Annotated in this window: 27 protein-coding genes and 1 pseudogene; 19 read left to right on the top strand and 9 right to left on the bottom strand. The window is 42.0% G+C overall.

Features of this window, described 5'->3' with window-relative positions; translation table 11 throughout:
- Positions 1-16: 16 nt before the first annotated feature.
- Positions 17-952 (bottom strand): Gfo/Idh/MocA family oxidoreductase, encoded by a 936-nt coding sequence (locus NSU15_RS16345; RefSeq protein WP_339286768.1) that lies wholly within the window; start codon positions 950-952, stop codon positions 17-19.
- Between the two features lie 109 nt (positions 953-1061).
- Between NSU15_RS16345 and NSU15_RS16340 the strand changes: the two genes are divergently transcribed.
- Positions 1062-2018, top strand: coding sequence for a WYL domain-containing protein (locus tag NSU15_RS16340; protein WP_339286766.1), 957 nt, complete (start codon positions 1062-1064; stop codon positions 2016-2018).
- 170 nt (positions 2019-2188) lie between these two features.
- Here NSU15_RS16340 and NSU15_RS16335 read toward each other — a convergent pair whose 3' ends face one another.
- Positions 2189-3424: an MFS transporter gene (locus NSU15_RS16335; RefSeq protein ID WP_339286764.1), complete on the bottom strand. Its 1236-nt coding sequence runs from the start codon at positions 3422-3424 to the stop codon at positions 2189-2191.
- 144 nt (positions 3425-3568) lie between these two features.
- On the opposite strand from NSU15_RS16335, the gene NSU15_RS16330 reads away from it, so the two are divergent.
- The 3 genes from NSU15_RS16330 to NSU15_RS16320 all read left to right on the top strand — a co-directional run bounded on the left by NSU15_RS16330 (position 3569) and on the right by NSU15_RS16320 (position 7013).
- Positions 3569-5344 (top strand): ABC transporter substrate-binding protein, encoded by a 1776-nt coding sequence (locus NSU15_RS16330; protein WP_339286762.1) that lies wholly within the window; start codon positions 3569-3571, stop codon positions 5342-5344.
- A 297-nt stretch (positions 5345-5641) separates the two neighbouring features.
- Entirely contained in the window at positions 5642-6565 is a 924-nt protein-coding gene (locus NSU15_RS16325) for a ketopantoate reductase family protein (RefSeq protein WP_339286761.1), read from the top strand.
- 34 nt (positions 6566-6599) lie between these two features.
- A complete protein-coding gene (locus tag NSU15_RS16320; protein WP_339286759.1) occupies positions 6600-7013 on the top strand; it encodes a VOC family protein in 414 nt (137 codons plus the stop codon).
- Positions 7014-7160: 147 nt separating this feature from the next.
- Here NSU15_RS16320 and NSU15_RS16315 read toward each other — a convergent pair.
- Positions 7161-8308 (bottom strand): annotated as a pseudogene (locus NSU15_RS16315) (IS3 family transposase).
- Between the two features lie 579 nt (positions 8309-8887).
- On the opposite strand from NSU15_RS16315, the gene NSU15_RS16310 reads away from it, so the two are divergent.
- Positions 8888-9565, top strand: coding sequence for a stalk domain-containing protein (locus NSU15_RS16310; RefSeq protein WP_339286757.1), 678 nt, complete (start codon positions 8888-8890; stop codon positions 9563-9565).
- Positions 9566-10264: 699 nt separating this feature from the next.
- On the opposite strand, the gene NSU15_RS16305 is transcribed toward NSU15_RS16310, so the two are convergent.
- Positions 10265-10657 (bottom strand): hypothetical protein, encoded by a 393-nt coding sequence (locus NSU15_RS16305; protein WP_339286756.1) that lies wholly within the window; start codon positions 10655-10657, stop codon positions 10265-10267.
- A gap of 135 nt (positions 10658-10792) precedes the next feature.
- On the opposite strand from NSU15_RS16305, the gene NSU15_RS16300 reads away from it, so the two are divergent.
- Positions 10793-11749 (top strand): GNAT family N-acetyltransferase, encoded by a 957-nt coding sequence (locus NSU15_RS16300; protein ID WP_339286754.1) that lies wholly within the window; start codon positions 10793-10795, stop codon positions 11747-11749.
- A gap of 131 nt (positions 11750-11880) precedes the next feature.
- Here NSU15_RS16300 and NSU15_RS16295 read toward each other — a convergent pair whose 3' ends face one another.
- Positions 11881-12057: a hypothetical protein gene (locus tag NSU15_RS16295; protein WP_167348469.1), complete on the bottom strand. Its 177-nt coding sequence runs from the start codon at positions 12055-12057 to the stop codon at positions 11881-11883.
- A gap of 237 nt (positions 12058-12294) precedes the next feature.
- A complete protein-coding gene (locus NSU15_RS16290; RefSeq protein ID WP_339286753.1) occupies positions 12295-12753 on the bottom strand; it encodes an Hsp20/alpha crystallin family protein in 459 nt (152 codons plus the stop codon).
- A gap of 116 nt (positions 12754-12869) precedes the next feature.
- On the opposite strand from NSU15_RS16290, the gene NSU15_RS16285 reads away from it, so the two are divergent.
- The 5 genes from NSU15_RS16285 (at position 12870) to NSU15_RS16265 (ending at position 14537) form a co-directional block, all read left to right on the top strand.
- A complete protein-coding gene (locus NSU15_RS16285) occupies positions 12870-13094 on the top strand; it encodes a spore germination protein (RefSeq protein WP_036687577.1) in 225 nt (74 codons plus the stop codon).
- A 12-nt stretch (positions 13095-13106) separates the two neighbouring features.
- Positions 13107-13328 carry a spore germination protein GerPB gene (locus NSU15_RS16280; protein ID WP_081954099.1) on the top strand — a complete coding sequence of 74 codons (222 nt, stop codon included), beginning with the start codon at positions 13107-13109 and terminating at the stop codon, positions 13326-13328.
- Between the two features lie 155 nt (positions 13329-13483).
- The gene (gerPC, locus tag NSU15_RS16275; protein WP_339291370.1) at positions 13484-13996 is read left to right on the top strand and encodes a spore germination protein GerPC; all 513 of its coding nucleotides are present in this window, start codon (positions 13484-13486) and stop codon (positions 13994-13996) included.
- Positions 13977-14156: a hypothetical protein gene (locus NSU15_RS16270; RefSeq protein WP_042128202.1), complete on the top strand. Its 180-nt coding sequence runs from the start codon at positions 13977-13979 to the stop codon at positions 14154-14156. Before gerPC ends, NSU15_RS16270 begins: the two co-directional genes overlap by 20 nt.
- Positions 14157-14537 (top strand): spore germination protein GerPE, encoded by a 381-nt coding sequence (locus NSU15_RS16265; RefSeq protein WP_076120489.1) that lies wholly within the window; start codon positions 14157-14159, stop codon positions 14535-14537.
- A gap of 367 nt (positions 14538-14904) precedes the next feature.
- Here NSU15_RS16265 and NSU15_RS16260 read toward each other — a convergent pair whose 3' ends face one another.
- A complete protein-coding gene (locus tag NSU15_RS16260) occupies positions 14905-15861 on the bottom strand; it encodes an alpha/beta hydrolase (RefSeq protein WP_339286749.1) in 957 nt (318 codons plus the stop codon).
- A gap of 230 nt (positions 15862-16091) precedes the next feature.
- Here NSU15_RS16260 and NSU15_RS16255 point away from each other — a divergent pair, with 230 nt between their 5' ends.
- Positions 16092-16556: an NUDIX domain-containing protein gene (locus NSU15_RS16255; protein WP_076120491.1), complete on the top strand. Its 465-nt coding sequence runs from the start codon at positions 16092-16094 to the stop codon at positions 16554-16556.
- Between the two features lie 56 nt (positions 16557-16612).
- On the opposite strand, the gene NSU15_RS16250 is transcribed toward NSU15_RS16255, so the two are convergent.
- Entirely contained in the window at positions 16613-17935 is a 1323-nt protein-coding gene (locus NSU15_RS16250; RefSeq protein ID WP_339286748.1) for an amino acid permease, read from the bottom strand.
- A gap of 127 nt (positions 17936-18062) precedes the next feature.
- Here NSU15_RS16250 and NSU15_RS16245 point away from each other — a divergent pair, with 127 nt between their 5' ends.
- Together NSU15_RS16245 and NSU15_RS16240 are read left to right on the top strand one after the other, a co-directional pair.
- Positions 18063-18959: a LysR family transcriptional regulator gene (locus NSU15_RS16245; RefSeq protein WP_339286746.1), complete on the top strand. Its 897-nt coding sequence runs from the start codon at positions 18063-18065 to the stop codon at positions 18957-18959.
- A gap of 63 nt (positions 18960-19022) precedes the next feature.
- Positions 19023-19928, top strand: a complete 906-nt coding sequence (locus NSU15_RS16240; RefSeq protein ID WP_042128190.1) for a tyrosine-type recombinase/integrase — start codon at positions 19023-19025, stop codon at positions 19926-19928.
- Between the two features lie 84 nt (positions 19929-20012).
- Here NSU15_RS16240 and NSU15_RS16235 read toward each other — a convergent pair whose 3' ends face one another.
- Positions 20013-20933, bottom strand: coding sequence for an L-lactate dehydrogenase (locus NSU15_RS16235; RefSeq protein WP_042128188.1), 921 nt, complete (start codon positions 20931-20933; stop codon positions 20013-20015).
- A 172-nt stretch (positions 20934-21105) separates the two neighbouring features.
- Here NSU15_RS16235 and NSU15_RS16230 point away from each other — a divergent pair, with 172 nt between their 5' ends.
- From NSU15_RS16230 to NSU15_RS16210, 5 genes are all read left to right on the top strand, one after another.
- On the top strand, positions 21106-22488 hold the full coding sequence (locus tag NSU15_RS16230; RefSeq protein ID WP_339286742.1) for an amino acid permease: 1383 nt from the start codon (positions 21106-21108) through the stop codon (positions 22486-22488).
- 26 nt (positions 22489-22514) lie between these two features.
- Positions 22515-23804: a YCF48-related protein gene (locus tag NSU15_RS16225; protein WP_339286740.1), complete on the top strand. Its 1290-nt coding sequence runs from the start codon at positions 22515-22517 to the stop codon at positions 23802-23804.
- 247 nt (positions 23805-24051) lie between these two features.
- Entirely contained in the window at positions 24052-24228 is a 177-nt protein-coding gene (locus tag NSU15_RS16220) for a hypothetical protein (RefSeq protein WP_170880345.1), read from the top strand.
- Positions 24229-24422: 194 nt separating this feature from the next.
- Positions 24423-24815: a DUF2500 domain-containing protein gene (locus NSU15_RS16215; RefSeq protein WP_042132227.1), complete on the top strand. Its 393-nt coding sequence runs from the start codon at positions 24423-24425 to the stop codon at positions 24813-24815.
- A gap of 212 nt (positions 24816-25027) precedes the next feature.
- A complete protein-coding gene (locus NSU15_RS16210; RefSeq protein WP_042128184.1) occupies positions 25028-25459 on the top strand; it encodes a cell wall hydrolase in 432 nt (143 codons plus the stop codon).
- The last annotated feature ends 70 nt before the right edge of the window (positions 25460-25529 follow it).

The raw sequence follows: 25529 nt of genomic DNA, 5'->3' as shown, positions 1-25529 counted from the left end.
ACACCCCTTGATCCATTTATACAAGCTTTTTTCCAATCCTGATGGCTAATTCTATTGCTTGCAAGGCAGCGTCAAACTCAATATCTGATAAAATACCATTCTCTAGACAGTGGAGTGCGTGCTCCAAACTTTTTTCATAGGGATTAGCTGGTTCTGACAAAAGCTCCTGTTTACCTGAAGCGGTAAATTCAATTAATGTGCTCTCGATTGATCCATTCATGTGGTCACTTTCTTGATAGACAAGCTTGCCTCGTTCAAAATATGCCTCATAACCCACGGAAAAAGGATACGAGGTTGGCATCTGTGAAGAAACAACGATCTCAACGGACACATTAGGTTGTTGAAAAGTTGCACGGACTAAGGCTTGATCACTTTTACCACCATCGGTTCCCCAAACGGAGTGCGGCTCCGTAGACCCCAGCATCCAGGTCACAAAATCCAATTCGTGAATCATAAGATTGGTTGCGATGACATGTAGACCGAGGTCTCCCCACAAAGGAGGCGTTTCTCTTTTTAAGGTGAGGGATAAAAGCTTTCCGTATTTCTCCTTATTGGTTACTTCATATAGATATTTGTACGCAGGATCGAATTTAATAAACTGGTTGACGAGGATTCGCGAATCATATAATTGTTCGGCTTCCTTCATCGCATAGGCATCTTCTAAATTGTAGCAAACCGGTGTCTCACAAAATACATGTTTTCCATTCTTAAGCGCATCGACAGCATATTGCCTATGTAAAGCAGAGGGCAAACAGATATCAATCACATCGATGGTGGTATCAAGCATAATGTCGTCAATATCAGTAGTGATTTCAACGCCTAAAGACTGTTTTAACTCCTGCAGCTTCGCTTCGTTTCTGCCATAGATAATTACTTTGTCTACTCGATCCATTTTTGTCCATAACTGCGCATGATAAGCTCCAAATCCAGTTCCCAATACGCCAATATTCATATGCATCAGCTCCTTTATGTATTGAACTAATCATAACCTTCTATTGTTGACAGCAGATTGGCAGGAATTATGATGTATACTTTAAAAAAGAAAAAATTGGAGGATCCCCATGCGCTTGCACCGTTTAATCGCAATTTTATTATTAGTAGAATCAAGAGGGAAGATGAAGGCCAATGACCTAGCTCAAGCCTTGGAAACCTCCGTACGCTCTATCTATAGAGACATTGATGTACTAGCTGAAGCTGGAATCCCACTGTTATCCACGCCGGGACCGAATGGTGGCATCTCCTTAATGAAGGGGTATACAGTTAACTTAAGTCAGCTTCATGAGGAAGATGTAATCAATCTTTATCTAACTGGAATGGGGATCCATACTGGCGGTCATACTCATTCCGGATTAAAGCTTAAGACAACCTTGCTGAAATTAGAAAAAACATTACCCGCTTCCTATCAGACAGATATCCAGAAGGCACAAAAGCGGTTTTATTTCGATAATACGCCGTGGTGGTCAGAACGTTTAGAAATCCCTTGTCTGGAATCGATTAGAGCTGCCGTATGGAGATCTCATAAACTATGGATTGAGTACCACAAGATTAACGGAGTCATATCAAACAGGAAATTACAGCCCTATGGTCTAGTTGTGAAAAAAGAAGAGTGGTATCTTATTGCCTACTGTGAAGACGCCGAACAAATCCGCACGTTTAAATGTGAGAGAATCGCCACTACACAGCTTATAGAGGAAGAGTATGCTATCCCTCAGGACTTCTCTTTAGAAGGGCACTGGAAGCAGCAGGAGAGGGAATTTAAACAAGCTTGTAAAGAGGAAGAGATCTACCCAGTATTGATTAGAACGAATAAGAGCCGAGTGGCTTCTATACACGGGCTGGAGATCATGAATAGGGTAGAGGAAGGAGATCAAATAACCCTTACTGTAAATATGTATAACTATGAAAGTGCATGTACGAATGTTTGGGGGATACTTGGACAAGCCGAGATTGTGGAACCTTTGAAACTGAGACAATATGTGAAGGAACAGGTGAATTTGATACAGGGGGTTTATAATTAGCAAAGTCATTTTATATAAAAGAGACCGTCTCGATTGCATGTTCTGCAGTGAAACGGTCCCGCTCTTATTGTGAAAAAGTTCAACGGATTTTAAAGGTTTACATAATAATTAATATGTTAACTATAAATAGATGATTCCAAAATATCCCTTAAGTTTAATGAATTAACCATTTATGCACTAGTGTCAACATCAAGAGATAACTTCTCTCTAGCAGCAAGCCTTTTGTGCGCTACGATTAGAAAAGGAAGTCCTATAGCCGTGGTTAGAGCAAGTGGTAGGAAGATCGTAAGGCCGTTCTGGGCTCCATAATGATCTAAAAGTACACCACCGAAGATAGGCGCGATTACACTCCCTAAATTGTTAAATCCAATCGTTCCAAAGTACGTACCTTTCATTTCTGGCTTCGCGATCCGATCAATTAACATGTCCATCATCGTGAAGAGTAGTACTTCTCCTATTGTAAACAGAACAACACTGAACATAAGAAGGCCTACACCTTCTGCCAAACCAACTAAGAGAAGACTAAGTGCAACGCATATATTTCCAAGAATCAAAGGTACAATCGGTGAGAACTTACTAGCAGTACGTACGATAGGATACTGTACCACGAGCACTGTAATGGCATTGAGTGACAACATATAGGAGAATAATTGCCCACCATTTGTGAAATGGGTGTTCATTGCTAAATACTGCGCCATAGTTGAGCCGAAATGTCCGTATCCAAGCACACAAAAGATAGTACCGAGTAGAACTGGCAAGAAGACACGGTCTCTACCGGTTATTGCCAAGGCTTCAAGTAAACGTGGTGGTTCAGCTTGAGTATGACTCTGCATGGTTGAATGATGCAATTTGAATTGGACGAATAATACAAGCCCGTATGCAACGTATACAATCCCAGCGATCATAAAGGGAAACGTAGACTCGGCAGAACCGAGCTGCACTCCAATAATCGGACCAAAGACAACACCAAGGTTGATCGCAGCATATCTAAGATTGAATACAAGCAGCTTACTTTCAGCTGGAGTAATGTCGGATAGAAGCGCCCGTGAAGTGGGCTCAAACACGGATCTGCATAATCCATTCAAGGTGTTGACCAAGAAGAATACCCACAGATGTTGTGCAACAGAGAATCCGAAGAATACTGCTGCCCAGCCAAATACGGAGATTAGCATGACGATTTTGCGGCCTACAATATCTGAAATGTATCCTCCATAGAAGCTAGCCATTACGCCCGCAAGTGAGCTGACGGCTACGGTAATTCCCGTTTGAGTGGGGGTAGCTCCAAGGACCTGGGTTAAATAGATGGATAAGAACGGAATGCTCATTGAAGTTACTAAACGTCCGAACATCGTACCGATAATGATAGTCCATGCTAGTGGGTGAACATGCCTTAGATGCTGATTCATAATTGAAAAGGTCTCCTAATCTGATAGCTATAATATTAGTACTGCATATTCATTGCTGATATATGTATAATTATAATGATAAAAGGGGGAAGTAAAAGTGTAAGAAATACTTAAAGTGTTTCACCTTTAAAGGAGTGAACGATCGTGGACCATATAAGTAATCATTTTTTATGTTTAGCAATAGCCATCCCATCCCCAATAGATATAGGGGAAGCTATTCCTGTCACCATAGATAGACTGGCTACAATTCTGTGCTGCACTCCTCGTAACGTAAAGTTTATTCTTCGAAAGCTTGAAGAGCAGGGGTTTATCCATTGGCAGCCGGGAAGAGGGCGTGGAAATATCTCGCAGTTAACTTTTCTACGAACGATTGAAGAGGTGCTGGAGGACAGCTTTCAGGAACTCATTAGTAAGGGGAAGATTAAGCAAGCTATAGAGCTATTAAGTCGTGGCCAAGTTAGTGATCCATTAAAGGAACGGTTATTAATGGTGTTAAATAAGCAGATGGGCTTCCGTAGTGAAACAGAGTCAACATCAGGATTGGACGTCCTGCGAATTACACGTAACCGGCATATGGAAGAGCTAGATCCAGCTTATGTATACACCGCGTTTGAATCCTATTTACTCGGACAAATTTATAGCACATTAGTTTCCTATGATGCAGGAAGTGATACTTTTCTCCCTGGACTAGCTCATATGTGGGAAGCCAATGAAGATTGTACAAGTTATATTTTTTATCTCCGTAAAGGTGTGCGATTCCATCACGGCAGGATAATGACCTCCAAAGACGTAAAAGAGACATTTCAACGCCTTATAGATTTGAACAGTCCAGCATTGAGCCTATACAAAGATATAGAACGAGTAGAGCTTGAAGGAGATCACAGGATCCGGTTTGAGCTGTCTCGTCCCAATCTCTTTTTTCTACACATGTTCAGCTGTATTCATATGTCGATTCTTCCTTATGATGTAGATCTCGCTAATGAGGTGAGCGGAACTGGGCCCTATCGTTTACTAGATCTAAATGAAGATGTGCTAGTCCTCGCGGCATTTGATTATTATTACGGTATACGTCCGCTACTAGATCGTGTAGAAATCTGGTATTTGCCAGAACAAGCTTCAAGTGAACGATTGTATGAACTACCAGACTCCGTTCAGGAGGGTTTATTACCTAATATCATCTGCAATCACAGTATTGACTACCCTGCTTTGGGATGCCGGTATCTCTTGTTCAATTTCCATAAGGAAGGAGTTCATCAACATCAACTTTTTCGGCAGGCCATGAGAATTCTTTACAGCCGAGAGACTTTAATTAAGGAGTTAGGAGGGAACCGTAGTACTCCTGCTGACAGCTTTTTACCTTGGGAGAGCAGTAAGAGAAGCATTGTTGAACCTGCCTTGGAACAAGCGAGAGATCTTCTAGTAGCAAGCGGCTATCAGGGAGAAATCTTAACTTTAGCTACAAAGGATAAAAAAGAAGAGCGAGAAGAAGTGCTGTGGCTTCAAGCACGAGCGGCTTCAGTAGGCCTACAAATTGAACTATATTTATTCAATGAATTTAACTCAGCAGACATAAAGAACACCGCCGAAATCCTCCTTGCTGAAGAGGTTCTAGAAGATGATTGGCAGTGGGGGATGGTTAACTACTTTAATAATAAACTTAATTATCTATTTTCTCTGCTGAGAGACGACCAGATCTTGTTATTCTCAGAGGTACTCACTGATTTCACGCAATCCTCTAAGGAAAACAGAATAAAATTGCTGAATCAGGCAGAAGGTGTGCTTAGGGACAACTATTGGGTGCTATATGGTTGTCATATGAATAAAAAAGCGCAGCTAAATCAAAGCTTGTTTGGTCTTCACACCAGCTCATTCGGATTTCTGGATATCTCAAAATTGTGGATCAAAACTACTAGTCTTTAAGAAGAGTAGGGACATCGATGGCGTTTATGCTTGTACAGGGATGTTTTCTTTTGCTATACTTTCCAGGGAGGCTGTATCGATTAAATCATCGAATGGCGCTCTAATAGGTTTTGAGATATGAATAGGAATATACTTGTAGCCATGGAGGTGAACTCGTTGGATTTTGCTCTGATCCGTAAGGACCGAGACAAAAGAACGGTCGATACTTGACTCTTTTTTTGCCTTTCGGACCTGTTTAGCAAATAGCTAAAAGGTCTTTTTGTTTGTTCAAATTAAGGAAAAAAAGGGGAGATTATCATGCGATTTCTTATCGTGGGTGCAGGAGCTATAGGTGGATATTTCGGGGGGCGTTTAGCTCAAAAAGGAGAAGATGTTACTTTTCTTGTTCGTACTGCCAAACAAATTCAGTTAAAAGCAGACGGGTTGATCGTAAAAAGTGTTCACGGTGATTTTCAGACTTCTGTACGAACGATTTCTAATGAGGAAGAAACAGAGCCTTTCGACTGCATTATTATAGCGGTCAAGGCATACCATTTGCCTCAGGTGATGAATGACATCGAACCCTACGTGGGTGAACATACACTTATCCTCCCGCTCCTCAATGGTTATGATCATTTCAGCATTTTGCAGAATCGTTTTGGTCCAGAACATGTATTGGGTGGTCTTTGTTATATAGAAACAACTCTAGATTCAGCAGGTACTATTGTCCAAAGCAGCTCGTTCCATAGTATTGTTTTTGGTGAATGGGCAGGTGGTGAGTCCGAACGAACACAGTTGCTTCTGAGCCATTTGGATAATGCTGGTTTCACAGTGACATTAAGTTCTGACATTCAGCGTGAAGTGTGGCAAAAATATATATTTGTAGCTAGTTTAAGTGGGATTACAACCTTAATGGATAGCTCAGTTGGACCTATTTTGGCATCTCCAAAGGCACGTGCTATCTATGAGCGACTTCTGCAAGAGATTGTGAGCCTGGCTCAAAATGCTGGAATGCCTGTGGGACCGGAAAATACAGCTTCCACGATGCAAAAGATGCTTTCTGTGTTACCCGAATTTACTTCATCCTTGCATCGGGATATGCATAAGCAATTACCAGTAGAAGCAGATCATCTGCATGGTGCTCTTCTGGCTATGGCTTTACCGGATCAAGATGCGTATCCGGTTCTCGAGACCGTGTATGCCCGTTTGAAAGTATATGAAAGCGTTAATGATATGAGATGATTTAAATTAAATCACAATAGGGAGCTGGGCAATTATGAAGGAAACGAATCAAAAGATAATGACTTTTCTTATGTTCGAAGGGAAAGCAGAAGAAGCTATGAATTTCTATACTACCTTATTTGATGATTCTGAAGTTATTAGCGTTAAGCGCTATGGAGCGAACGAAGCAGGACCTGAAGGGAGTGTTATGCAGGCTTCTTTTTCTTTACATGGACAAGTATTTATGTGTATAGATAGCTATGTTCAGCATGGGTTCACCTTTACGCCAGCGATATCCTTATATGTAAATTGTGAGAGTGAAGCTGAAATTGATCGGGTCTACGAATCATTAGCGCAAGGTGGACAGGTCCTAATGCCACTTGGAAGCTATCCGTTTAGTCCGAAATTTGGTTGGGTAGCGGATCGATTTGGTGTGACCTGGCAATTAAATCTTCCAGGGAATGCATAACGATGAAGTGTTGCGCGGTTATATACCACAAGTAGGTTTTCTACGATTAGAGACACTCACTCTCCATTTTTAAACCGCAAAAAGGTCAAAAGAGCAGCAATTCTCCTGGTCATAGCCCCGTCAAGTAGACAGTAAAAAAGAAGCCTTCTAAGCGGCGATCTGGTTCCGGTACTCTTCCGGAGACAGGTCGCCGAGTTTTTTTTGGAAACGTTCCTTGTTGTAATAAAGAATGTATTCCCTAACCAAATGTTCAGCATTTTCTAAATTCTTGGGCTTCTCCAAATACAATTTCTCGGTCTTCAGGTGAGAAAAAAATGACTCTATACAAGCATTGTCATAACAGTTCCCCCGGCGAGAGTGGCTACCGACCAAACCCTTGTCCTCTAAAACCTGGGCATACGTCCGAGTCGTGTACTGAAAGCCCTGGTCAGAGTGTAGGAGAGCCTTTGAGTCTTGGAGAGATTTCACAGTATCTATCACAAGCTTTAAGTCATTACGGACAGAGATTCTCCAAGCCACAACCTCGTTATTGTATAGATCCATCACTACAGATAAGTAGACAAATTCGTGGCCTGTACGGATATAGGTAATATCCGTGACTAACTTTTGCTGAAGAGCGTGGGCTGTGAATTCCTGGTTGAGTACGTTTGGAAATAAGACAGAAGGCTTACGTCCGGCAAACGGGCGTTTCTTGCGAATCACCGATTGGATGCCTAGCTCTCTCATCAACCTGCGAACTTTCTTATGGTTTACGGGGAATCCCTCTTTGCGAAGCGCTGTACGCATTCGCTTATAGCCATAGGCAGGACGTAGCCGATGAATGGCTAAGATATGTTCCTTAAGGTTCGCATCCTTCTCTTGGCGTTCTTCCCGCAGGTCAGAGGTCTTTTTCCATTTGTAGTATGCAGCCCGGGACAATTCAGCCAGTTTGCACAGCCAAACAATCGGGTATCGCTTGCTCATTTCTTGAATGGATTGGCACCGGATATTTGTATCCAACTTCCCTCCCCATGTAGATTGGGATTGAGCTTTTTTAAGTATTCGACCTGTGCCTTCAAATACGCAATTTCTTCGTCTTTACTGTCAAAATGTTTCCTTCCACCTTTACCGCGTCGGTCCTCAAAGGACTCCCCACTTTTAAACTTACGTATCCATCTCACCAACTGAGCATCGCTCTTGATGTCGAGTTTTTCTAGAATCTGTGAATAGCTCATATGTTCCTCTAAGTGAAGACGAACCGCCTCTTTCTTCAACTCTTCTGAATACTTCGTAAACGTCTGCCCTTTTTTAGCCATGAAAAATCCCCTCCGGTCGACTGTGTTAAACACATGATACCATGTGCTCTTTTTTCACTGTCAACCATGAGGGGATAATACCACTCCCGTCACTGGAGAATTGCTGCTCTTTGTTTTTGGTCATAGTAAGTGAAAGTCAACCGACCTCAAGCGTCACTTTTTCCTTGCTGTCAGAAGAAAATAAAGTATTAGACTCGAAAAAAAATTGTAGACTGGCATGGCGATTAGCAAACGGCTGAACAGCGAGCCTGCAGCTCGGGCTCCTGATTCTTTTGGATGCACCGGGGTGGACAGCCAGGAGGGTGGCGAGATTATATGCTCAAACAGAACCATATCAAGGATACGCTCGTCCGACGGTTAAGGTCATAGAAGATTAACCGGCTACATCACAAAAAAAACGAGTGAGTCAGTTTATTCAAAAATTGAAAGAGACAGATTTGTGATATAATATGGTAAAATATTCAACTCCGAAGAGACTATCCCGCATGTAGCGTCATCTTTCAGAGAGATTATCTCTCAAATAACCGTTGTTTGCGGAGTACCTGGATTTGAAGGAATCCCAAGAGGAGGAAAACAGAAATGAAGAAGAAGGTTGTTACGACTTTATGCGGTACCATGATACTTTTAGTGGGCATGGGCACAGGTGCTTTCGCTAGCTCGCAGCTTCAAGAAATTAAAGCGTTGTTAAACGGAGAATTAAAAATCAGAGTTAACGGGGAGATTACCCCTCTCAAAGATGGGAATGGCAAAGCGGTACTTCCCATTACTTATAAAGGAACTACGTATCTTCCGGTACGATCTGTTTCTGAGCTGCTGGATGTTCCGGTGAATTATGACGGGACAGCCAAAGAGGTGATTATTGGCGAACAGCAGGCAGGCGTTCCCGTGAAGCAGGAGGATTTTAACACGAGTCTGTATACCAAGGACCCTGCACTGACCAAATACGGCAGCAAGAATTATAAGGAAGTTCTATATAGCGCACCTAATTCCAATATTAAATATACCGCGCTCAGCCCTAACGGCAAATATCAGAAGCTTGTTCTGCAATTCGCTGCAATCGGCAAGGAAGTGGAGTCTCTTGAAATTAGAGATAATGACAAGAATGTGCTCCTTAAAAAAATAGAGAAGATTTCGCCTAATAGTGATCTCCAGACGATTGAGGTAGATATTTCTGGAGTAAAGAACATCGCAATAAATGTGACACAAGCTGTTGACGGAGGGTTCATTATTCCGCTTGATACTTCAATTTACAAGTAAGATTAAGCAGCGAAGCCCACAATGCCCGTATAGGCGTAGTGGGCTTATTTTCACGTGAAATTACATAAGATTTTTTCTCGTTCTTTTGCAATGAAGAGATTTAAATCCATCGTTCGTTATATGTGGACAGGCTTAGAGGGTATGTGTCGACTCGAAAAATAAAGTTGTAGACTGGCATGACGATTAGCAAATGGCTGAGCAGCGCGCCTGCAACTCGTGTTCATGGTTCTTTCGGATACAATGGGGTGGGCCGCGATCGGCATGCCGACGACAAGAATGAGTTCGCCGGTAGCCATTTAAAGGGACATTGCTCAGTCTACTAATTTATTTTCTTCGAACACATGCCGCGAAGCGACGTACGGACAAAGCATAAACTTCCTCGTTTCGCCGGATTTCCTGGGCTTGGTATACTGAATGTACAAAAGAAACCTCTTCTTTAAAATGGTTGTGTGGTAACTCCATTTCCCGCTTACACAGCGGAGAGAACGGACTGATTGTGGAAAAGCGATAGCGGTCGCCTTTGTGTCCCGATATTAACCACTAAGGGAAAATGAAAAAATCTGGATGCAACATCGGTTGGAACAACGGTCCGTTCGCGGAACGTCTTTATGGAGCACAACCGTCTATCTGACTACAAAAACATGGGATCTCCTAAGCAGCCATTTCATGGCTTTTGGGACAGCCCTTAGAAGAACGGATTTAATTACATTGCTGAACTATAGTTGTGCCCTCATTAGTTATCGTGACAGTTGAATAACCAGATAGATACTCTGTATAACCGCATACCGTTTCTTGGGTGGATCGTCCTTTTGCGTCAGTATATTTAAGGTATATAGAACCTTCACCACTTAAGCTCAGTGTAGGTTTGAACTTTTTCGTTGCACCTTTTTTGATGGGATTTGTAAATAATTCCTTGGAGTCCGTATGCAATAAACCTATTTCAATAGAGCTAATTTCATCATCCGACTGATTATTTACAGTGAGCAAGAAACTCTTAAATGGAGTTAGAATATTTGATATCGTACCGATCCCTAAAGCTATTACAATACCCATTGAAAATATAGAAATACCTATAAAAAATCGTCTCTTCATTATTTAGTCCCCCTATGTAAGTAAGACAGGGTTCACTCGATAAATGTTACGGTATATAAGAATTAATTATAACTATTAATTAACAGGTGAAATTGGAAGAGGTATGCTAACCTTGATGTATAAATATAAATTCATTTGAAAAGGGGTTTTGTTTTGACAAAATCTACGCTTCTTTCATCAGAAGGATTAACGATTCGTCATTTTGAACAAGGGGATATGCCATTACTGGGGGAGTTATATAACTCGGTTACTTCGCGGGGAAATGCTGTTTTTTGGTGGGTTGGTGATGAGGAAAACTGGGAGAATGTGTACTGCGCCTTTGAAAATGGGAAAATGGTTGCCAAAGGTCAAGTAGAGATCATAAATATTGTGCCGCCTGGGCGCTCAGATGAAAGCAGACATTCGATCTATTTAAATTTGAAAACAATACCTGAACGAGAAGAAGATTATGATCTATTGGATAGTTTGTATCAAACGCTCCTTTTGAGAGCACTTGAATTAAAGGAAACTTTACCAGCAGAGCATAAAACGACGCTATGTGTGGGGAATAACGCATCCGAGATCGTAAATACGTTATTTTTTGAAAAAGAAAAGGGCTTCTGTCTATACAATAGCTTATTTAAAATGAATCATAATCTTAATACTTCCTACACTGTACCTGAACTGAAAAAGGAATTTGAATTTGCAACTTGGATGATGGAGACGCCGCAAGAAGAAGATCATTATTTAGAATTAGAAGCTGGGATTTGGCCAGAAACCCCACTTGGGAAAGAAAGACTATCTCAGTTTAAGCAAAATCCGCTTTGGAACTCTATGGTTGTTCGAGAAGGGGAGAGGGTTGTAGGCAGCTTGATGGTATGGCAGGAAGAGAAAGGTGGGTATGTTGAAAATGTTTTTGTACTTGAGCCATGGAGAAGATTTGGAATTGCTAAGTACATGCTTTCTCAAGCGTTAAATTATTTCAGAACAAATGGACTTGACGAAGCTTATTTAATGGTGTTAACAGACAATGATTCTGCATTGCATCTTTATGAATCTGTCGGATTCAATTTAGTAAGTGAGGAAAGACGTTATCGTATAGAACTCCCATAGGTTTTTGAAGTTGAGGACTACTAAGCAAAGTGTGATTCAGTTTCATCGAGGTTCGATGACAGGATTGCACTTTTTTAGTAATCCATTCGCCTTGTAATAATGATGACAGGAGATCCTCTGAACAATTTTGTTCAATTACTGTTAGTTACTTGTTTACCCTCGCATTTCTTACACACGTTAACCTTTTCGCCAGAAAGACCTTTTCCGATGTATAAAAGCTTAATACGAGTGCTGCCGCAGATCAGGCATGTTCCTCTACCTCGGGATGGCATTCGCCAAAGTGCTTTACCGCGTTTATTTTTGGACATAAATAGCCCACCTTTGCGATTGATACCCTATCTTATGAGCGAGGCAACCTTAAAGTTCGGAGAATGAAGCTTATAAATTCCTTTGTGATTGCAGACAAAATTAAGAATAATAAGGGCGAAAAACGCCCTAAAAAAACAGCGCATAACTTAAATTATACGCTGTTTTGATTCTAAGACGCTTTTTTGAGGATAGATCACCACTTGGACGAGTAAAAAGGAGGTATTTTAAGGGTTTTTTTATAAATAACGGATGTCGATATCTCTAAATTTTCCTGATGACATTTTTGGCATTCTGAATTGCAATGAGCCTTGTTTATAAGTGCCTCTGCTCTGATCCGGATTGACTGGAATGGGGAGTGGGATGATCTCGCTATGATCTTTTCCAAGACCGCTTAATTTAATTTGTGTTCGGTTAATTTGTGCCCAAATACTTTCGGGGTGAATTTCACTTGGAATACGAATTTTCGTGATCAGGTAATTATGTGTGTCAAGATGCTCAAAGTGCAGACTAGAGGTTTCGTCCGTCAATGATGAAGAGGTCGACGCGGTAGCTTCTCTGATTATTTTTTCAACATATCCGTCGATCTGGCTTGGATCCAGCTTCCATTGCTCTTCAAGCGACTTTAAGGATAGCTTTTTCTTAAAAAAGGGATCTTCGTTCATCCAATCTAAAGGGTTCGATTTATTCGGACTCATGAACGCTGAACCTCCTTCATTTTTTTATCCATTGTATGGGCGTATGACTTATTCAGTGACATCTGGGCGGATATCTACATAGAATAGGTTATCATTCCTAAGGGAGGAGTGGTTTGGTGGTTTCAATCATCGGTAACATTAAAATCAACAGCGTGGGCCCTAGTTCCACAGTTTTAGTAGGAAATACAGCATCCGTCATCTTGAGCAGTAACTCCAAAATCTATGCCGGTGCCAACTCCTTCTCGATAGGTGACTCCATAGGTACAAACATTACGAATAATGCAGCCAGCAGTACGAACACGATGGATTCAGATGTGGTGGATCAAGTATCGCCTCCTTAAGGGTGGGTTTACATGAATATTACGGTGTATCAGTGCATATCGGTCAATCATCTAAAAATTGGTACGATCTCTAATTCATCGGTTCTGCAGATCGGCACTTCCGGCCGAATTAATGCCTTGTCTCATAGTTATCAGTCTAGTGACGTTCCAGAATCTCCTCCTGCACCATTACCAGGGGTAAGTGATTCGCCTCTTGTACGTTTGCCTCCGCCAACTGAACTATATACAGGCTAGAATTAGGCGCTTATCCTTCGCATACAATAAACCATAGGAGGGGGTTGTATGCACCCGTATTATGTTCAACAAGTCTTTAATACATTAAGATTACAATCAGAAAAGATTCAGCAGCTGGAGAAGCAGCTCCAAGATTTTAAGGGGATGTAGACAGCATAAAGAACAATAAAGCTGCAAGTATAGGACCTATAAATTATCATTTTGAACAATTGAAAATCGAGAAGCTGGAAGGCACTTTAAATATAGGCATAACACCCAATGAGGGAAATAATCTGGATGAAGCGATCGTCAATGGAAAACCTATCGGTCAGCAAGAAGAAGGGGCACCAACTGCAACCGCCTTATCGGATAAGATTCGTCCAGAGATTCTGAAGTATGTCCAAGAGGAAGTCCCTTCACAATTTTCACGGTTAGAAAAAGAGCAGAACTTAAGTATTGATGAGAACTATATCCAAATGGTAACTCAGGATCTGCTGAATCAGATGGATGGCCGAATTAACGACTATGTGAGCCAGCTGCCTACCTCAGAGGAAGGGCGCGGATACACAGAAGAGGAAAGTGCTTCTATTGTAGAACAAATCAAACGAGATATTGTTACGGCGATAGAGCGGCATTTGGAAATAAATATAACTGGAAGGCGGGAACCACATGAAAGTAACCGTGATTAACAGAGAAATAAATGTAAACGCAGTAAAAGTGGTTTCGATATCAGGTTCTTCGGTATTTTTAGTAGGGGATACCCAGACGATTAACTGTTCTTCGGCGTTTGACAGCGTGATAGAGTATGCTCCCAGTGCTCCAGATCAAGTCCAAAAAGGCAGTGAATAAATGCACACCTCGCGTATACAAGATGTGTACATCAATAATCTGTCTGACAGTTCGATTTTTTTATGTGGATCTGTAGAGCGGATTCAGTCCAAATTCGTGGGAAGTAAAGAAAATTATCTATATAACATAAAAGAGATTAACAGCAATAATAGAGAGGCTACACCCTTAGAGATCCCACTCACGGCATGGTCGAAGCAAGTGAATGAAGATGAAGTTGAGATTTTGAATGATTCCGAGGCTTCAACGATTAATATGCAATATATTAGAATTTTATCGATTGGGTCCGGGACGACCTTTCAGATTGGAAATGGCGGTTCTGTTCATTTGGAGAGTCGAACGAGTGAGTTTAAGCGAGAATTAGCTTCAAAAGATGAGGCGTAACAGCATCTGTAAGTTCTAGAAGCAAAGAGGTCTCGAAATGATCTTGCAGCCAGCCAATGGCCTGCTCCTCGTATCGGTTGGGCGTAATTGTTGTTTCTTATAACATTAGTTAACATAATCATAATTATGTTAACTAATGAAAACATCGGCGTCCAATAAGTAAATATTTTACACGATGGAGGGAACTTTAGTCACGAAAGTGACCCCTAAGGATGGTTAAGAGTCAATAGAAGGAATGTCAGGAATTTAATGTAGAAGGTAACGACCGTCAACGTAAGTATTCATCAAAAAAATAAGTGTCCCAGAAGCCATTTCATGGCCTTTGAGACACTCCCTCATGTAGAAAATGTCGATGGACTTATTAGTTTTAGAAGCCTTCACGAAGCCAGGTAGTCGCCAACTTGATGGCGGCTTTTTTGGCATTGGTTTCTGCTAAAGGATTTAACATCACAAAATCATGTATGATCCCTTGAAAGCGAACTGCTGTGACAGTGACGCCAGCTTCACGTAATTTGGCAGCATAAGCTTCACCTTCATCACGTAGAACATCTGCTTCACCCGTTATGACTAGTGCTTCAGGCAGATCGCGTAACTGCTCTACACTGGCACAAAGCGGGGAGGCTGTGATCTGATTCCGCTCCGCTGAGTCAGTTGTATATTGATCCCAGAACCATTTCATTCCGTCACGCTGTAGGAAATATCCTTCGGCGAACTCATGATAGGATTCGGTATCAAATGAGGCATCAGTTACTGGATAGAACAATAGTTGTTTCCCTATTTTCGGGCCACTGCGTTCTTTTGCCATAAGAGTAACGGCTGCTGCCATATTCCCGCCGACACTATCACCACCTATGGATAGCTTGCTAGCATCAAGGGCATGATCACTGCCCTGTTCAGCGATCCATTTTAGAACAGCATAGATTTCTTCAATTGCGGTAGGATATTTAGCTTCTGGAGATAGACTGTAATTTGGGAATACGATTGCTGCCTCCGCACCAACAGCTAATTCACGGATTAAGCGATCATGGGTATGCGCATTGCCAAATACCCAGCCTGCACCATGAATGTATAGGATGACTGGCAACGATGCGGAAGAGGAGCTAGGGGGCCGAACAATTCTAACAGAAACATTACCGTTAGGTCCTCCTGGTACCATAAGATCTTCGATATCGACTTCAGGTTTATTAATCTCGCTGGATTGTACTGTATCTACCGTCTCACGACCTTTTTCTGGTCCAAGATCAGGAAGGAACGGAGGTTTTGAATTATCATCGGCAAATTTCTGCGCTGCTTGCTCGAGAATGATCTTTGGTTGATTTGGCATGATGTATCGTCTCCTTTGTCTGGTCATAGTATAGTTTACCCTCTTCATTCCATAACCAACTAAACGAACGCTGAAACGTAAGCTTTTTAATTATTAGCTAGAAAAATGCAAGTATAGAAGGAAGATTTCTTTGATTCGCTCATGTACATGAACAGATAAGTTGAGTAAAATAATGGCAGAATATGAGATTTGAAAAAGGATATAACCTTGTAATAATAGGAGGCGTGCAGATGGGGTATGTTGAATCACTTCGAGAACTGGTTGGAAATAAACCTGTAATTTTGGTAAGGCCGAGTATAATAATTATTAATCCTTCAGGTGAACTATTATTAGTCCAGCATGAAGATGGCACCTGGGGAGTTCCTGGCGGGTTAATGGAGCTTGGTGAATCAGTAGAAGAGTGTGCTAGACGCGAAGTCAAGGAAGAGCTTGGTATAACAATTAAGACGCTTCATTTAATGGGTGTATTTTCTGGAAAAGAACTGTATACAAAATTAAGAAATGGCCATGAGTATTACAATGTTATTATTGGATATATTTGCACAGACTATGAGGGGGTTATTCAACCAGACGGAGTGGAGGTTCTTGATGCTAAATTTCATCACCCGCTTCAGCTCCCTGAAAGAATTGACCCATTTATTAAAACCAAGATTAAGGAGAATATTGGAATCATATCAAAGTTTTTAAAAAAATAAAGAAAAATAAACCCGTAACCGATCCTGATAAAGGACTGGTTACGGGTTTATGATATTCATAACACTTTTCGTTGACCGTCATATATTTCATTACTTAAATCCTTTATTCCGGTAATCCCTTGTTTATGTTTAAGACGAAAGATCAAAATAAACATCAAAGTAATAAGTAACGGATAACCTATCGCCCAGCCTGTAAAAGGAAACACGGCAGCAGTAGCTAGAAAAGAGATCCAGCTAATCGTCACACCTAATCTGCTCCCCTTGAGTAGACGTATCCCCGCAGCACAGCCTCCGATATAGGTTAGAATGAATGTCGCATTCGGAAACTGAATCAAAGTAGTGATTGATATAGATCCGCTGCCGTACAGTGACATCACCGTCACGAAACAGAGGAGCAGAAAAGCTATCCCGCCGATAGGGGTATGATATTGTTTGGATAGTCTACCCATCCATTTCGGCGCATAGCCCTGACGTGATAACGCATAAGCCACACGTGAGGCCGCACCGGCATAGGCGATAATGGTGGCAGTACAAATGAATAGACCTGTAAGACCTGCGATAAATCCTCCCCAGCGTCCAAGAGGCTGGCTGATGATCCAAACGAGCGAAGTGCTTGACCCACCTTTAAGGTAGCTTTGTGTGCCAACTGTTGCTAAAGCAGATAAGAAATATAGAATACCTACAATAATTGCAGCGATGGTCACACCTTTAACTGCAGCACGCTGTGGGTCTTTGAACTCCTCAGAAAGATGTGAGACAGCCTCCCAGCCAATAAAACACCAAAATAAAATTGCTGCAGCCTGACCAATGCTCATCCATCCATGTGGGACAAAGGGTGTGAAGTGTTCCACCTCCATCCGTGGAAGTGCAGTAGCAAAGGAGAAGACGAGAACAGCTACAATTGCAATTACTACGGCAATTTGTACCTTTCCAGCCACTTGCATGCCAATCCAGTTAGTAATTAGCCCAATGGCCAACATCACTGCAGCGATAGTAATTCTCGCAGGTTCATCCCAGCCCATTGCGGCTGTCATATAACCAGCACCGGTCAGTGCAGCGACGGGCGCACCAATCGGAACGGACATTAGGAAGAACCAGCCCACTAAAGATCCAGCTTTAGGTCCGAAAGCAAGAGTAACGAAGTGTGACACGCCTCCAGCGTTAGGGAATTTGGCAGAGAGCAGTCCCATCGATAAGGCCATTGGCAATATCAACAGCGTCATAAATCCCCATGCCAGTAATGAAGCGGGACCAGCCATTTCTGCAGCCAGCCCGGGCACGATTAAGACCCCTGAGCCCAAAACAGCGCCGATATAAAGAGCTATGGCTTGGGGCATGCCGATGTTTCTTTGTAATGTGTTTGCACTTGAATCTTTCATGATTTTTAATCCTGCTTTCATTGTCTTTTGTTATAGAGTAGCAGATAATAGATCCATTGGAAAAACAGATTTTTTGAATAGTATCCATTCGAAATTCCGATGGTTAACTATTATTCAGGGGGCACGTATGGAATCACGTCATCTTTTTACCTTTATTGTCGTAGTGGAGACGGGTAGCTTCACACGCGCTGCACAGAAGCTTGGTTATGCACAATCCAGTATTACCGCACAGATCCAAGCGCTAGAGACTGAAATAGGTCAGCCTTTATTCGATCGGATCAGTAAAAAGATCATCCTAACCGATGCAGGCCGCCGTCTGCTTCCATTCGCTCAAGAGATCTCCAGAATGCACTCTCTAGCGGAAGATGCTCTTCGCTCCGAGAGTGAGCTAACAGGGTCTTTACGAATTGGCGCACCTGAATCTCTGGCTGCTTTTCGCTTACCAGGCATTATCAAGGAGTTTCGCACGAAATATCCGAAGGTCCAAATTATTTTGAAGCCTGGGGTCTGCTGGGAGCTAACGGACTTAGTCCGCTCCGGTGAACTAGATCTGGCTTTCTTACTGCAACCAGAGACAGAAGATAAAGATCTGAACATAGAAACACTGGTGCATGAACAAATGACCTTGATCGCCCCACCAGATCATCCCTTAGTGAGTCTTTCAGAGGTAGAGCCGGTTCATCTTAAGGGAGAAACGATTTTGCATACAGAAACGGGTTGTAGCTACCGTACTTTGTTTGAACATCATTTAAACAGTCATGGGGTATTTCCTGACCCTACGTTAGAGTTTTGGAGTATTGAGGCGATCAAGCAATGTGTTATGGCGGGGCTAGGTATCGCTTTTATTCCACTGATTACAGTGAACAATGAATTAGCGGAGGGAAAGTTAGCTAGTTTGAATTGGAATGATGAATCGCAGCGTGTGACTACTCAAATAGCCTATCATCATAAGAAATGGAAATCACCTGTACTAACAGAGTTTTTAATGACTGTACAAAAGCACGCTGAAAAATGGAGTACTTAAGTATAAATCTCGTAGCTATTCTATGGTACAATAGATTGTCGAAATCAAGGGAGGCTCGAAGCCATGAATGAGTGGAGTGAAGACTACGAAGAGGGGCTTGAGGCTTTTTTAATCTGGATGAAAGATGCCGGTTACACTCCCTATACGCAGAAATCCTATTTAGTAGATGTAAGACAGTTTTTAGAAAGTCTAAATGGAAAAAAGCTTGAATCGGTAAAGAAGTTACATGTTATTTCCTTTCTTACGTCTGTGCGTGAACGTGGAGTAAGTGATGCTACTCGGAACCGGAAGCATGCCTCTATTAACTGTTTTTTCAAGGCATTAATCGAACTGGAATTACTTCTAACCAATCCTGCAGCTGGGATCAAGAAATCTAAGACAGAGATCAATCGTGAGCCAGTCTATTTAGATGAAGGTGATCTGGGGCGATTTTTATCTTCTATAGACGGGAAGTACAAAGGCCGTAATTTAGCAGTTTTTTTACTCATGTCCTATATGGGGCTTCGGGTGGGGGAAGTCCACACGCTGAATTTAAGTGATTATAATGTAGAAAGGCATTCACTTCGAGTGTTTGGTAAGGGACGTAAATGGCGTAATGTACCGATTCCAGAGGATGTGGTCCCCTTTCTCGATCTGGCAATAGAAGAACGGCTAGAACCTTGGCGCAGTAAAGAAGAGGCTATGTTCATTTCACAAAAGGGACGCAGGCTGTCTATTCGTGGTATTCAGCAAATCGCTGCGGACACCTTCGAGCGTTTCCAAAAGGATGTGCCTGCTGCACAACGTCGACCATATTCCAGCCACAAGCTTCGACATTCCTTCGCTACCATGCTGTTACGAAAAGGCGCGGATCTGCGAACGGTTCAGGAACTGCTCGGACACTCTTCTATTCAGACTACAACGGTTTACACGCATATCACGAGCCGGGAGAAGGAAGAAGCCATGTCGAAATTGCAAGTCCAGATTTGATAGAATTCAAAGTGCATTTTTTTTCATGAAAAAGGGACTATCCCAGTCATGAGTCATGACATTCGGGACAGCCCCAATTCTTGCTTACAGTTCTAGCTTAGCAATCTCTGCCTTAAGCTTCTCGGCAGATTTCTGGAATAAAGCTTTTTCTGTCTCATTTAGTGGAAGATCTAGTACTTCTCGTACACCGGAGCGATCTACGATACAAGGGGCACCAAGGTAGACATCCGAAACGCCATTATAATTATTCAATAAAGTAGATACGTTCAACACAGAACCTTCATTATGCAGAATGGAGACTACAATTCGATCAAGTGCTAGTGCTATTGCGTAAGAGGTAGAGCCTTTGGCATCAATAATTTCATAAGCGGCATTCTTAGTATCTTCGAAAATTTCATTTTGTTCTGCTTCATCAAAACCAAGATCGATTCCGGCAACATTCGCTAGACTCCAAACAGGAAGTTCTGAGTCTCCATGTTCCCCGATAATCTGTCCGTGAATACTGCGAGGATCAATTTCTTTATGGCGGCCGATCAGGTAGCGAAACCGTGCACTATCCAACACTGTACCGGAACCGATGACTCTTCTGCGATCAAATCCGCTTATTTTTAAAGTGGCATATGATAAAATATCTACCGGGTTAGTAGCAATAAGTAGTATCGCATGTTGATTGTATTTTGTTATTTTTTGAACGATATCTCGGAAAATTGAAATGTTTTTGCGGAGCAGATCTATCCGGGTTTCACCTGGTTTTTGTGATGCACCGGCCGTAACAATGATGATATCCGCTTCACGGCAATCTTCATATGTACCAGCCCATAGCTTCACACCGCCAACAAAAGGCATGCCGTGATTCATATCCAACGCTTCTCCAAGTGCTTTCTTTTGATTAACGTCAATAAGTACGAGCTCAGGCATACGTCTCCGTAGCAATAATGTATAGGCTGTTGTTGTACCAACTGCTCCAGTACCAATGACTACGACTCGATTGGGTTTCGGGGGCATGATTTCATCTCCTCAGTATTTTAAATTTTTGGTATTTAATCTTGTCCATCATAATCGCTAACGTTATTGTTTTCAAGCAGGTCTTATTTAATGCATTACCCCATTTTGGGCATACTAAATAGAAATTCTCTAAACAATTTGACAACAAGACTAGACAGGAGAGAATGTAAGAATGGATTTATTTCGCAAAAAACCGTTAATCGCACCTTCAAACTCGGGTGCAACCAAGTTAAACAAAACACTTGGTGCACTAGATCTAACCATGCTAGGTGTAGGAGCGATCATCGGTACTGGTATTTTTGTAATGACAGGCGTAGCGGCAGCAGAACACGCTGGTCCTGGGCTTGTGATTTCATTCCTGTTAGCCGCTTTTGCGTGCGTGTTATCAGCCCTTTGTTATTCAGAGTTTGCATCGACCATCCCGGTCTCCGGAAGTGCCTATGCTTATAGTTATGTAGCATTTGGAGAATTACTCGCTTGGATTTTAGGCTGGGATCTTGTGTTAGAATACGGCGTTGCAGCAGCGGCAGTTAGCAGTGGGTGGTCCGGTTATTTACAGGGTCTTTTAGAGGGATTCGGGATACATATTCCTACAGCACTATCTGGGGCTTATAATGCGGAAGCGGGTACCGTTATCAATTTACCAGCAGTAATTATCATCTTACTAATTTCCTACTTACTGACACGGGGAACTAAAGAGACTGCTCGTTTTAATGCCATTATGGTAGTTATCAAAATTGCTGTAGTACTTTTGTTTATCGTAACGGGATTCTTCTATGTTAAGCCAGAGAACTGGACTCCATTCCTACCGTTTGGCTTTCAAGGTGTCGTGAATGGTGCGGCAACGGTCTTCTTCGCCTACATAGGCTTTGATGCATTATCGACTGCAGCAGAAGAAGTAAAGCGACCACAGCGGGATTTGCCAATAGGAATTATTTCATCTCTTGCTATTTGTTCAGTATTGTATATTCTAGTTTCACTCGTATTAACGGGTATTATTCCTTACACGGACCTCAATGTAAGTGATCCTGTTTCTTATGCGCTTCGCGTCGTAAATCAGGATCTGATAGCGGGTCTAATCTCGGTAGGGGCTATTGCAGGAATGACCACAGTGCTGCTCGTGATGCTGTTCGGTCAAACTCGACTGATATTTGCAATCTCACGGGATGGACTTTTGCCAAAAGGATTATCTAACATCAATGCTAAAACTCAAACGCCTATTCGTAGTACATGGATGGTTGGTATCATAATAGCAGTATTAACTGGCTTCATACCTTTGGATCGGTTGGCTAACTTAACAAGCATTGGAACACTGTTTGCCTTTTTTGTCGTTTCTTTGGGTGTAATTGCCTTACGGTATATTCATCCCAATATGAAAAGAGGGTTCAGAGTACCCTGGGTACCTTTCATTCCGTTGCTAAGTGCGGCAACATGCGGATTTTTGATGTATAATCTAGGAAGTGAGACATGGATTGGATTTCTTATTTGGACGGCTCTTGGACTTCTGATCTATTTTTTATACGGCTACCGTAATAGTAAGTTGAATCATAAATAAGAATCGAATCGAGAGGAGAGAGGGCATTGACATCTAGGACTGCTGGATTGAAAACACTAAGAATGTTTCTGATGCTATTTTTTTTAGCGTGGATAGTCTCGGCATGTTCTTCACCACCACCGGAGCCTTCTCCACAGCCACAGCCAACAGAAGCACCGGAAGAAGGACAAACGATTACTCTGATTACACCACCTGATAACAATACTAATAATGAGAGTGCCCCGAAATATCAGGTTCAGACGAGAATTACGGGCTTTCATTTGCTAAGCGAGACAGTGGGCATGGTCTGGGGTGTTACAAAAAATGAGCTTCGTTTGTACATTACCCGTGATAATGGAGCGACATGGGCTAATATTTCTCCAGCGCCAAATGTACAGTTCCTTTCCACGCCCGTCTATGGAAAAGGCATCTTTTTTACGGACCCCAATCATGGTTGGATTATAAGAAGTGCATTTGGTACGACAGAGAACATTGTGCTGCGAACCACGGATGGTGGTCAGAGCTGGAAGATCTCATCACTAGGCGATGATAATGATGTATCTTCCGTTTATTTTAATTCTCCGACCCAAGGATGGCTGATGACCTCTTCAAAAGCTACTCCTAACAGGGAGAGCAAGGCCCTTTACTCAACATCAGACGGTGGTGCCACGTGGGAAGAAGTGATGCAGAATGAACAATATAATCCGAACCTTCCAAATCATTCGATTCCGTTCACAGGTGTAAGTACTGGAATGATATTTAAGAACCGTGTAGAGGGATTTGTGACCCTGCAGACAGGTGCTCTTCCAAAGATCTTTATGACTAAGGACGGTGGTCAGAGTTGGAATCCGGGATCACCTTTTTTGGTAAATGAACAACTGGAAAGCTGTGACAGAGTGATTACTGGCAAACCAGAGTTCTTCGATGCTAGTAAAACTAATGGCTGGATGTCTGTGGGCTGCCAAAAAGATAAAGATAAGACGATTACTTACCACGGTTACTTTACAGCTAATGGTGGAGATAATTGGAAATTTGCACCTTTTGAATTAAAGAGTTCAACCGAAGGAAATCATCAGAGTGCCCCAACATTTCTGAATTCCCAAGTCGGTTGGGCCATCATCGGTGACACCCTTTACCACACCGTTAACCAAGGGAACAATTGGCTCCCCCTTAAGGAGAGCAATGTTCTGCAGTCAAAGCTTGAGGAATATCCTGAGACGATTAAGATGCAGTTTATTTCTCCAGAGGTCGGCTGGCTTTTGATTGAGAAAAAAGAACAAAAACGCTCACTCCTCTTACAAACCACTAATGGTGGGATTAGTTGGCGTGTGATGTAAAGTGAAGAGGGGCTGTTTCTTAAGTGGTGGACGCTACTTTTGGGACAGCTTCTTTTTTTGTGTATAAGGGATGAATTCCCAAAACTACGTATTTTTGATTAATTGAATATAAGGAAAAAACTTAATTAAAATTTTCTTTAAAGATGTGAAAAAAATCACATGACATTTAAATGATCGTGTGATATATTTAACACATAGAACAAGTTCAAATTTTCACAAACTCAACTTTCGAATAGGAGAGATTACAATGAAAACTTTTGAAACAGATTATATGACAAGAAACCTGCTGCAACTTTGCTACAACTGTGATGACGCTCACCTGTGTGAAACAGAAGAACAATGCAGAGCATGCTGGGCAGATAACGGAATGTTAGACGATCAGACTGACGAAACAAAGCAATTGCTAGACCTCGTTCATGCTTAATCTGATCACTCAAAACTATGATTGAAAGACCACTTCATTTCTTGATTTCTAAGAAAACGAAGTGGTCTTTTTGCATGAAGTCTCATTAATTTAATGCTTTCTTAACTAGAAGAGGCATATACATGTACAGAAGTGCCCGAAAGCTAAGGAAAAGTCGGAATTACATGGGTATGAAGGGGGAAAATGTCATGGGAATGGGCCCGGATCTTTCATGGATGTTTGATTTCTCTGGAACAGTGATGCCAATATTTCTCATTGTAATGGTTGGTATTCTTGCAGTATCAGCAGGCAGGGGTTTGCTTCAATGGAGCCGGAACAATAGCTCACCCATGCTAACCATTCCTGCCCGTATCGTTAGTAAACGAAGTGAAATAAGGCAGCAGCAGACTCAAGAAGATAATGGTTCAAGTCGTACAAGTACAACTTACTACTTAACGTATGAATTGAATGGTGGCAGTCGAATAGAATTTAAAGTAGATGGTCATGAATATGGAATGAGTGCAGAAGGCGATAAAGGCATGCTTACCTATCAAGGAACTAGATATCACGGATTTGAGCGACAGCCACAATATTCCACTGCGGAGTAGCCATTAGCATACTTAAATCTTAATCCATCCCCCTCTTCCTTTTAGTGGAACAGGGAGATGGATTTTTATTTGCAACTATTAAGAATGTTGCAGAAAGTAATCGACTGTAAAATTAGGCGTGAGCTGTCACCAGTTAGGCGAATGCACATACAATACAGCATGCAGTTAAGAACGAGGTTGCAAGCTAAAAGCGACCCCAAGGAGGAGACAGCGTGGCCGTCATCAAAACGAACTCGGAAGATGTGAAGGTGCTAGCGCGGTTGATGAGAGCAGAAGCTGAGGAAGATGGAGATCTCGGCATGCTTATGGTCGGCAATGTTGGTGTCAATCGGATTCTTGGCAATTGCCTCGATTTTTTGAACATTCGTACTGTGAATGACATGGTCTATCAAAGTCCAGGAGGATTCGAAGCCCCGCAAAAAAGCTACTTCTATCAACGAGCGAGAGAAGCAGACATACGTCTTGCTAAACGTGCAATTGCAGGTGAAAGAACCTGGCCAGCAACCAATGCTTTATGGTTCTTCCGTCCTGTAGGGGATTGCCCTCCAACTTGGTATAACCAACAAAACACAGGCCGCTTTAAAGCTCATTGCTTCTTTACTCCGACTGGAGAAGATTGCCCAGCTGTATTTATTGGCAATTAGCAGGGGAACTGTGCAAAGAGAATTACTCTACATATGAGTAATTCTCTCAGTAAGCTAGTTTTAAATTTTT

Origin of the sequence: Paenibacillus sp. FSL E2-0201 (genome assembly GCF_037963325.1) — a bacterium.
Taxonomy (GTDB): Bacteria; Bacillota; Bacilli; order Paenibacillales; family Paenibacillaceae; genus Paenibacillus_AQ.
Note: the sequence above shows the minus strand (reverse complement) of the source record. Positions and strands in the feature narration are given on the sequence as shown.